The sequence below is a fragment of the Staphylococcus simulans genome (assembly GCF_047037175.1).
In the GTDB taxonomy this organism is placed as follows: Bacteria; Bacillota; Bacilli; order Staphylococcales; family Staphylococcaceae; genus Staphylococcus; species Staphylococcus simulans_C.
On the sequence record NZ_CP178241.1, the window covers coordinates 39,963 to 51,743 of the forward strand.

Annotated in this window: 1 protein-coding gene; it reads left to right on the forward strand. The window is 37.6% G+C overall.

Translation table 11 applies throughout. The features are described 5' to 3' along the window. The first annotated feature begins 375 nt into the window (after positions 1 to 375). Positions 376 to 11,676, forward strand: a complete 11,301-nt coding sequence (locus tag ACFCT9_RS00240; protein ID WP_412519850.1) for a lectin-like domain-containing protein — start codon at positions 376 to 378, stop codon at positions 11,674 to 11,676. Positions 11,677 to 11,781: the final 105 nt, after the last annotated feature.

The window sequence follows — 11,781 nt, forward strand, 5'->3', positions numbered from 1 at the left end:
ACTGATAGATAAATAATAAAACATTAAAAAGTAAGCGAGATTATAGTACACCTTAAAGTTTAAAGCTTTAAAGTGTGCTATAGTCTCTCTTTTTTTGTTACATTTATGTTACAAAAAAGTAAAAAAATAAAGGGAAGAATTTTATTTATAGATGTAAACTATAATAAAATCGTCATGTTGTGTAAATCAAAATATATAGATAATACTAGAATCCTCCACATTTTATATGTATAATACACGATTATTTGGAATAAACCTAAGTGAATAGCATAAAATTAAAGTATTATTTTGATATAACCGGAATTATATACAATTTTGGAACACTGATTTATAATTATATAGTAGTTCAAAATTCAATATATCGGAGGACAACAAATGAAGAAGTTGGATTTTTTGCCTAACTTAAGAAATCGCTATTCAATTAGAAGATTTACTGTAGGGACAGCATCTATCTTGATTGGATCATTATTATTCTTAGGTCACAATGGCGAAGCCAAAGCAGCGGAGAATACAAACGATAATACAGTTGTAGAGGCATCTAAAGACACTAGCACAACCCAACAAGCACCAGTAGAGAACACAGTGCCACAAGACAAAACAACAGACACGATTCAACAAACTGGAAACTCTCAAACTACGCAAAATGTATTGGAGACAGTTAAGACAGATGCATTGTCTAAACTTTCTACATTTACACATTTAACTGAAGAAACAGTTAAACACTATACTGCAGAAATTAAACAAGCTCAATCTGAAGCTGATGTTCAAGCAGTTGTTGAAAAAGCACAAAAAGCAGAAGTTGAAGCAGAAAAACAAGCAGAAGTTGCGAAGCAAACTGAACAAACTAAAGCAACTGACACTTCAACAGCATCATCAGCAACAACACCTGAAGTTTCTAAATCAATAACTGATGTAGTAAAAGAAGAAAGTAAAGTTGAACCATCATCAACACTTTCTGATACGAGCAAGGATGCAGATACTAAAACAGTATCCTCAACAGCACAAGCAATATCAACAATTGAAACACCAACTCTATCTATAGAACAAAAAGTAGATAAAGTAAAAGCTGAACTCGTTACAGATTATGATAGTTCAAAAGTAGATGCAGCATTAGCTGTTATCGACACAGCAGATTTAACTGCTGATCAAATCAAAGCAGAGGTATTAAAACTTTTACTTGAACAAGGTTCGGCAGAAAAAGATTTATATAGCCCGCAAGCAACGGTATTAAGAACTGAAGAAGAAGCACAAAAAACAGCGGTACGTGCATTCAGTATTGATACTTCCACTAAAGATAACGTTGTAGTTACTCCAGACAATTTTAATCAATACTTCTGGACAGTAGATGATGCATATTATGATCCTGCTACTGGAATTACAACACTTACACAAAACTGGCCAAGTCAAAAAGGTTCTATGTCACTTGATACTAAGATGAATGTCAATAAAGATTTTCATTTCTCTGGATGGGTTAACCTTGGTGATAAATATGAAGGACACCCTAAAGAAGGTGTATCAGGTGGAGATGGTATTGCCTTTATTTTCAACCCTGGTAATACGCACGATTTAGGATTATATGGTTCGGCCTTGGGTGTAGGTGGACTTAAATATGCGTTTGGTTTTAAATTAGATACTTTTGTAAATACGCAATATGATCCAAAAGGTAAAGCCAAACCGGATCCTATACAATTTAATAAGGTAGGTGCCTTTGGTGCATTTGTATTTGCCGATTCCACAGGTACGGTATCTACACAACCTGGTTTAACTGGGTGGAAAGCTGCGTTATTAGATGTTCAGCCAGACAATAACCAATTCCAAGAATTTACAATTGATTACAGTGGTGACACGAAAGTAATGACCATCACATATGCAGGTCAAACTTGGACACAAAGTATGACAAAATACTTTAGCTATACTCATAAAAATGAATATGCTTTATCAATTGCGGCTACAACTGGTGGCGCATACAACTTACAACAAGTAAAAATTAAAGAATTCACATATACTGCAGCAGCTTTATTAGAAGAAGATTTTGTAGATACAGACACACAAGAGTTATTCGACAGACCACTTCGTACATCTGGTGATGTTGACAGCATCATAACTGTACAAGATCATTCTGCATACTTAGCAGAAAAAGGTTATAAACTCATAAGTGAAGATACATCGTTTGCGCATACTTATGATAAAACTAAGAAAACAGTCAAATTAACAAATGCAAGTCAATTTATTGTCTATCAAGTTAAAGATATTGAACCTCCAAAAATTGGAGATATCACGGAACAAACAGTTAATGTGAACTCTGAAATGACACCATTAGTCTTAGATATCACTGATAATAGTAAGTATATTAAAACGAAAACAGTGACAGGCTTACCTGCAGGTGTAACGTTCGATGAAGCAACCAACACTATTTCTGGTACACCAACTGACGTTGGTACATCAACGATAACTGTAACTGCAACTGACCATGCTGGTTTAACTACGACGAAAACATTTACGTATACAGTTGTAGATACACAACCGCCAACAATTACTCAAGTTGAAAATAAAACAACTGAAGCGTATACACCAATTACACCGATTGCATTAAGTGCAGATGACAATTCAAAAGTTGCGCCGACATTAGAAGTTACGGGTTTACCAGCCGGTTTATCCTTTGACCCATCAACAAAACAAATTACGGGTACACCAACTGCTGAAGGTACATTTACAGTAACTGTTAAAGCAACAGATGGATCAACTAATGCAAGTAATTCAACGTTTAATATTGTGGTGAATCCAAATGCAGCACTTGAAGCATTAAAAACAGCGGTCGCAGATGCTAAAACTGTAAATAAAAATGACTTCACACCAAATAGTGTGGCTGTATTAGATGCGAAGTTAACTGAGGCAGAAGCATTAATTGCGCATCCTGAAAATGGTTCAACAGATCAATTTAATGCGAAAACTCAAGAAGTTAAGCAAGCTAAAGATCAATTAGTACGAAAAGCAAATAAAACGGATTTAGAAAAAGCCATTGCAGAAGCAAGTAAATATACAAACTTAGATCCAGCAAAACCAATGGATCAACAATTAATTACAGCTTTAGCTAATGCGAAAAATACAGATGCAGATCAAAATGCGACAAAAGAACAAGTTGATACTGCTACTGCAGATTTGAATAAAGCTATAGAACAAAAACTTTATCAAGATGCTTTAGATCGTTTGAATGCAGCAATCACTGATGCTAAAGGTGTCAACCAATCAGAATATACACCAGCTTCTGTGACACCATTTGATGCAGCAATCAAAGCAGGTGAAACGAAAGCAGCTGATAAAACTGCAACACCTGAACAATTAGACCTAGCAACAAAATCAATCACTGATGCAAAGGCCCAATTACAACACAATGCAGATAAATCAGCATTAGAAGCTGCAATTAATAAAGCAAAAGCATTAGGTGTTTTAAACGAAACAGATACTGAAGATAAAGCAGTCAAAGATGCATTGACATTGGGTGAAAGTGTTAAAGATAATGCGAATGCAACAACACAACAAGTTGCTGATGCGACAAAAGCAATTAATGATGCCATTGCAGCTAAAGCGCATGCTGATGCATTAGATGCTTTGAAAGCAAAATTAGTTGAAGTCAAAGCGTTAGATAAAGCACCATTTACGCCTGATAGTGTGAATGCTTTAAATGCACAAGTTACAGCTGGAGATACAGTCGTTGCAGCTGAAAAGTCTAAAACAACAGAAGAAATTAAAGAAGCAACACAAGCATTAACTGATGCACAAAAAGCACTTGTTAAACAAGCGGATAAAACAGAATTACAAAAAGCCATCGATAAAGCAGGTACTTTAGGTCAACTTAATCCAAGTGATACTGAAGACAAAGCAGTTCAAGATGCTTTAGCAAAAGCAAACCAAGTAAAAGCTGATGGTAATGCCACACCGCAACAAGTGACTGAAGCAACAGATGCTTTAAATAAAGCCATCGACAAAAAACTTTATCAAGATGCTTTGGATGAATTAAATGCGGCAATTAAAGATGCAGAAGCTGTTACAAAAGCTAATTACACACCTGAAACTGTGACACCATTTGAAACAGCATTAACAGACGGTAAAGCTAAAGCAGCTGATACTCAGGCAACACCAGAACAACTTAAAGCAGCAGCACAAGCAATTAAAACTGCGAAAGATGCGTTAAAACAAAAAGCAAATAAAGCAGAGCTTGAAAAATCAATTGCAACAGCAGAAGCATTACAACCGTTAAAAGCGGGAGACCCTGAAGATGATGCGGTTAAAGCAGCTTTAGAAAAAGCAAAACAAGTTGAAGCAAACCAAAATGCTGATCAAGCAGCTGTAGATGCAGCAAAAGTTGAATTAGACAACGCAATTAAAGCGAAACAAACACAAGATGCTGCAGATGCATTAAAACAAGCTGCACTTGATGAATTAAAAGCAGAACTTGCGAAAGTCGCTAAAATTGATAAAAATAACTTTACACCTGAGAGTGTAACGCCATTAACTGAGAAAGAAACAGCTGGCAATGCGATTGTTGCTAATCCTGAAAATAAAACAGTTGATGAAATTAAAGCAGCAACACAAGCGTTGAAAGATGCTGAAAAAGGATTACAAGCTAAATCTGATAAAGCAGCATTACAAGCAGCGATTGATAAAGCGGAAGCATTAACAGGTTTAAATCCTGCAGATGCAGAAGATAAAGCAGTTCAAGACGCGTTAAATAAAGCAAAAGAAGTACAGGCAGATCCTAATGCTGATCAAGCAGCTGTAGACGCAGCGAAAAAAGCATTAGATGACGCAATTAACGCAAAACAAACACAAGATGCGAAAGAAGCTAAAGATGCAGCTGACGCAAAACAAGCAGCATTGGATGAATTGAAAGCAGAACTTGCGAAAGTGGCTCAAATTGATAAAAACAACTTTACGCCAAATACAGTAACACCGTTAACTGAAAAAGAAGATGCAGGTAAAGCTATCGTTGCAGCACCAGATGCGAAAACAACTGATGAAATCAAAGCAGCGACTCAAGCATTAAAAGATGCGGAAGCAGCATTACAAGCTAAGTCAGACAAAGCGGCATTACAAGCAGCAATTGATAAAGCAAATGCTTTAGGTCAACTTGACCCAGCAGATAAAGAAGACAAAGCCCTTCAAGATGCAGTGGCTGCAGGTGAAACTGTTAAAGCGGATGGAAACGCAACGCCACAACAAGTTCAAGAAGCAACAAAAGCAATTAATGACGCTATTGCAGCTAAAGAACGTCAAGACGCATTAGATGAATTACAAAAAGCTTTAGATGATGCGAAAACTGTTAACAAAGATGACTACAAGCCAAATACTGTAGCACCATTCGAAGCAGCAATTACAGCAGGTGAAGCAGCGAAAGCGGATGCGACTAAAACTCCAGAAGAGTTAAAAGCAGCAGCTAAAGCAATTACTGATGCTAAAAATAATCTTGAAGCGAAAGCGAACAAAGATGCATTGAATAAGGCAATTACTACTGCGGAAGGCTTAACTTTAGATCCGAACGATAAAGAAGATAAAGCAGTCCAAGATGCATTAGCTAAAGCAAAAGAAGTCCAAGCAGACCCTAATGCTGACCAAGCAGCAGTCGATGCAGCAAAAGCAGCATTAGAAGACGCGATTAATGCTAAAAATGCACAAGATGCGAAAGATGCCAAAGAAGCAGCTGACGCAAAACAAGCAGCACTTGATGCATTAAAAGCAGAACTTGAAAAAGCGAAAGCTGTTCAAAAAGATAACTTCACACCAGATAGTGTGAAACCTTTAACAGATGCAGAAACAGCTGGCCAAGCGATTGTTGATGCTCCAACAGATAAAACTGTTGAAGAGATTAATAAAGCAACACAAGCTTTAAAAGATGCGCAAGCAGGTTTAGTTGCAAAAGCAGACAAAGCAGAACTTGATAAAGCAATCACTGCAGCGGAAGGCTTAACTTTAGATCCGAACGATAAAGAAGATAAAGCAGTCCAAGATGCGTTAAATAAAGCAAAAGAAGTCCAAGCAAACCCTAATGCAACACAAGATGAAGTTAATGCAGCGAAAGATGCGTTGAACAAAGCAATCGAAGCAAAAACTGCTCAAGACCAAGCAGATGCAGTCAATGCAGCACTTGATGCATTAAAAGCAGAACTTGAAAAAGCGAAAGCTGTTCAAAAAGATAACTTCACACCAGATAGTGTAAAACCTTTAACAGATGCAGAAACAGCCGGTCAAGCAATTGTTGATGCTCCAACAGGCAAAACTGTTGAAGAAATTAATAAAGCAACACAAGCATTGAAAGATGCGCAAGCAGGATTAGTTGCAAAAGCAGACAAAACTGAACTTGAAAAATCAATTGCAACTGCAGAAGGTTTAGGTCAATTAGACCCAGCTGATAAAGAAGATAAAGCGGTTCAAGATGCCTTAGCAGCAGCTAAAGCAGTAGAACAAAACCCTAATGCGACACAAACTGAAGTTGACAATGCGAAAGCAGCATTAGATGAAGCAATTAATGCTAAGAAAGCTCAAGATGCGAAAGAAGCTAAAGAGGCAGCAGATGCCAAACAAGCAGCACTTGATGAGTTGAAAGCTGAACTTGCAAAAGTTGCGAAAATTGATCTTAAACAATATACGCCAGACAGCGTAAAACCTTTAACAGATAAAGAAATTGAAGGTAATGCAATTGTGGCAATTCCAGATGCGAAAACTACAGAAGAAATCAAAGTTGTAACACAAGCCTTGAAAGATGCTCAAAAAGATTTAGTTCAAAAAGCAGACAAAGCAGAATTACAAAAAGCGATTGATAAAGCAAATGCTTTAGGTAATCTTGATGCGAATGACCCAGAAGACAAAGCAGTTCAAGATAAACTAGCAGATGCAGAAAAAGTTAAAGCTGATGATAACGCAACGCCACAACAAGTAGCAGAAGCAACAAAAGCCTTAAACGATGCTATCGCAGCAAAAGAACGTCAAGATGCATTAGATGAATTACAAAAAGCAATCGACGCAGCAAACGCAATCAATAAAGATGACTACAAACCAAATACGGTAAAACCTTTAGAAGATGCGGTTAAAGCAGGCGAAACTGCAAAAGCAGATGCGGCTAAAACTCCAGCAGAGTTGAAAGAAGCAGCAAAAGCAATTACTGATGCCCAAAAAGCTTTAGAAGCGAAAGCTAATAAAGATGAATTAAACAAAGTAATCACTACTGCAGAAGGCTTAACATTAGATCCGAATGACAAAGAAGATAAAGCAGTTCAAGATGCGTTAGCTAAAGCAAAAGAAGTCCAAGCGGACCCTAATGCTTCACAAGCTGATGTTGATGCGGCAAAAGCAGCTTTAGAAAATGCTGTGAATGCTAAGAAAGCTCAAGATGAAAAAGAGGCTCAAGCAGCAGCACAAGCTAAACAAGATGCTTTAGATGCATTGAAGGCAGAACTTGAAAAAGTTGCTAAAATCAATAAAAACAACTTCACTCCTAATACAGTGACACCATTAACTGAAAAAGAGGAAGCTGGTAAAGCGATTGTTGCTAATCCAGATGCGAAAACAACTGAAGAAATCAAAGCAGCAACTCAAGCATTAATTGATGCGGAAAATGCATTACAAGCTAAGTCAGACAAAGCAGCTTTACAAGCAGCGATTGATAAAGCAAATGGTCTAGGTGAATTGAATCCAGCAGATAAAGAAGACAAAGCAGTTCAAGATGCAGTAGCAGCCGGTGAAAAAGTTAAAGCTGACGGCAATGCAACACCACAACAAGTGGCAGATGCTACAAAAGCAATTAACGATGCTTTCACAGCAAAAGAACGTCAAGATGCATTAGATGAATTACAAAAAGCAATCGACGCAGCAAACGCAATCAATAAAGATGACTACAAACCAAATACGGTAAAACCTTTAGAAGATGCGGTTAAAGCGGGTGAAACTGCAAAAGCAGATGCGGCTAAAACTCCAGCAGAGTTAAAAGAAGCAGCACAAGCCATCAAAGATGCGCAAAAAGCTTTAGAAGCGAAAGCTAATAAAGATGAATTAAACAAAGTAATCACTACTGCAGAAGGCTTAACATTAGATCCAACAGATAAAGAAGATAAAGCAGTTCAAGATGCGTTAGCTAAAGCAAAAGAAGTCCAAGCGGACGCTAATGCTTCACAAGCTGATGTGGATGCAGCAAAAGCAGCTTTAGAAGAAGCAATTAATGCTAAACAAGCACAAGATGCGAAAGAAGCTAAAGAAGCAGCTGACGCCAAACAAGCAGCATTAGACGCATTGAAAGCAGAGCTTGAAAAAGCGAAAGCAATCAATAAAGATAACTTCACACCAAACAGTGTGAAACCATTAACTGATGCAGAAACAACAGGTCAAGCAATCGTTGATGCGCCAGATAATAAAACAACTAAAGAAATTGAAGCTGCTACACAAGCCTTGAAAGATGCGCAAGCAGGCTTAGTCGCAAAAGCGGATAAAGCTGAACTTGAAAAAGCAATCAACACAGCAGAAGGCTTAACATTAGACCCTAACGACAAAGAAGATAAAGCAGTTCAAGATGCTTTAAACAAAGCAAAAGAAGTCGAAGCAAATCCAAATGCCACACAAGATGAAGTTAATGCAGCGAAAGATGCATTAAATAAAGCTGTTGAAGCAAAAGTAGCTCAAGACCAAGCGGACGCAGTGAATGCAGCTCTTGACGCATTAAAAGCAGAACTTGAAAAAGCGAAAACTGTTAATAAAGATAACTTCACACCAGATAGTGTGAAACCATTAACTGATGCGGAAACAGCAGGTCAAGCGATCGTTAATGATTCAACTGGCAAAACTGTTGAAGAAATCGAAGAAGCAACGCAAGCCTTGAAAGATGCGCAAGCAGGTTTAGTTGCGAAAGCGGATAAAGCTGAACTTGAAAAAGCAATCAACACAGCAGAAGGTTTAACATTAGATCCATCAGATAAAGAAGATAAAGCAGTTCAAGATGCATTAGCCAAAGCAAAAGAAGTCGAAGCAAACCCTAATGCAACACAAGATGAAGTTAATGCAGCGAAAGACGCATTAAATAAAGCAATCGAAGCAAAAGCAGCTCAAGACAAAGCAGATGCAGTCAACGCAGCCCTTGACGCATTGAAAGCAGAGCTTGAAAAAGCGAAAGCAATCAATAAAGATAACTTCACACCAAATAGTGTGAAACCATTAACTGATGCGGAAACAGCAGGTCAATCAATCGTTAATGACCCAACAGGCAAAACTGTTGAACAAATCAATGCAGCAACGCAAGCATTGAAAGATGCGCAAGCAGATTTAGTTGCGAAAGCGGATAAATCTGAATTGCAAAAAGCTATTGATAAAGCCAATGCTTTAGGAAACCTTGATGCTAATGATAAAGAAGATAAAGCAGTTCAAGATGCAGTCGCTTCAGGTGAGAAAGTAAAAGCTGATGGTAATGCAACATCACTACAAGTGGCAGATGCAACTAAAGCAATAAACGATGCGATTGTAGCGAAAGAACACCAAGATGCTTTAGATGAATTACAAAAAGCATTAGATGCAGCTAACACAGTTAAGAAAGAACAGTATAAACCAAGTACTGTAGCACCATTTGAGGCAGCAGTTACTGCGGGTGAAGCAGCAAAAGTAGATGCGACTAAAACTCCACAAGAGTTGAGAAAAGCTGCGAAAGCTATTACTGACGCTCAAAAAGCATTAGAGGCAAAAGCAAATAAAGTTGAGCTTGAAAAATCTATAGCAACAGCTGAAAACTTAGGTCAATTAGACCCGACAGATAAAGAAGACAAAGCAGTTCAAGATGCATTATCTAAAGCAAAAGAAGTCGAAGCAAACCTTAATGCTACACAAGCAGAAGTGGATGCAGCGAAAGATGCATTGAATAAAGCGATTGAAGGAAAAACAGCTCAAGACAAAGCAGACGCAGTGAATGCAGCGTTAGATGCATTGAAAGCAGAGCTTGAAAAAGCGAAAGCAATCAATAAAGATAACTTCACACCAAACAGTGTTGAAGCTTTAGTAGATGCAATGGCAGTAGCTCAAGGTATCGTGAACAATCCTGAATCTGTAACAGTTGAACAAATCGAAAAAGCAACACAAGCATTAAAATATGCACAAGCAGGCTTAGTTGCGAAAGCAGATAAAGCTGAACTTGAAAAAGCAATTGAAAATGCAGAAGGCTTAACATTAGACCCAGCTGATAAAGAAGATAAAGCGGTTCAAGATGCGTTAGACAAAGCGAAAGAAGTACAGGCGGATCCTAATGCTTCACAAGCTGATGTAGATGCAGCGAAAGATGCATTGAACAAAGCAATCGAAGCGAAAACAGCGCAAGACAAAGCAGATGCAGTGAACACGGCATTAGACGCATTGAAAGCAGAACTTGAAAAAGCAAAAGCTGTTAATAAAGATAACTTCACACCAAACAGTGTTGAAGCTTTAGTAGATGCAATGGCAGTAGCTCAAGGTATCGTGAACAATCCAGAATCTGTAACAGTTGAACAAATCGAAAAAGCAACACAAGCATTAAAAGATGCGCAAGCAGGCTTAGTTGCGAAAGCGGATAAAGCTGAACTTGAAAAAGCAATCAACACAGCAGAAGATTTAACATTAGATCCATCAGATAAAGAAGATAAAGCAGTTCAAGATGCATTAGCTAAAGCAAAAGAAGTCGAAGCAAATCCTAATGCCACACAAGATGAAGTTAATGCTGCAAAAGATGCGTTGAATAAAGCGATTGAAGCAAAAGCAACTCAAGACAAAGCGGACGCAGTGAACGCAGCATTAGACGCATTGAAAGCAGAACTTGAAAAAGCGAAAGCAATCAATAAAGATAACTTCACACCGAACAGTGTTGAACCGTTAGCAGATGCAATGGCAGTGGCTCAAGGTATCGTGAACAATCCTGAATCTGTAACAATTGAACAAATCGAAAAAGCAACACAAGCCTTGAAAGATGCGCAAGCAGGATTAGTCGCAAAAGCAAATAAAGTTGAGCTTGAAAAATCTATAGCAACAGCTGAAAACTTAGGTCAATTAGACCCGACAGATAAAGAAGACAAAGCGGTCCATGATGCATTATCAAAAGCAAAAGAAGTCGAAGCAAATCCAAATGCCACACAAGATGAAGTTAATGCAGCTAAAGACGCATTGAATAAAGCGATTGAAGTAAAAGCAGCTCAAGATAAAGCAGATGCTTTAGCTGAATTGCAAAAAACTTTAGATAAAGCTCAATCAATTGATAGAACAAAATATACACCTGAAACTGTGAAAGACTTAGATAAATCAGTGGATAAAGGAAAAGTGGTAGTTGAGAATTCCAAAGAGGTATCAATTAAAACTATAGAAGACGCTACAAAAGCAATCAAAGATTCGTTAAAAGATTTAGTAGTTAAAGTTGATGCATCTGAAACTGAAAAAGTCGCTCATACAGCTAAAACTACAACAGGCAAATCAGTTGAAAGAGCATCTGATAAAGCAGTTAAGAAATCAGAAGGTTCAACAGCACAAGCTAAAGCAAATAAAACAAGCAAAGCTAAAGTTTTACCTAACACTGGTCAAGAAGCGCCAGCAGATCCTAAATATGCTACATTAATGTTGGCAATTGGTGGATTAATGGCAATGTTCGGTAGACGTAAAAAAGAAGATAAAGATAATACAGAAAAATGATTGTATCAATGCTTTGATGCTAAATAAAGATTTGAAATAGCATACACCCCTAGTTGGAATAACATCTATCTAGGGGTGTTGCTGTTTAATTGAAAAATAAGCTGG

Excerpts from the sequence above, each read along its gene's own strand:
- ACFCT9_RS00240 (WP_412519850.1), top strand. The coding sequence starts at position 376 with ATGAAGAAGTTGGATTTTTTGCCTAACTTAAGAAATCGCTATTCAATT.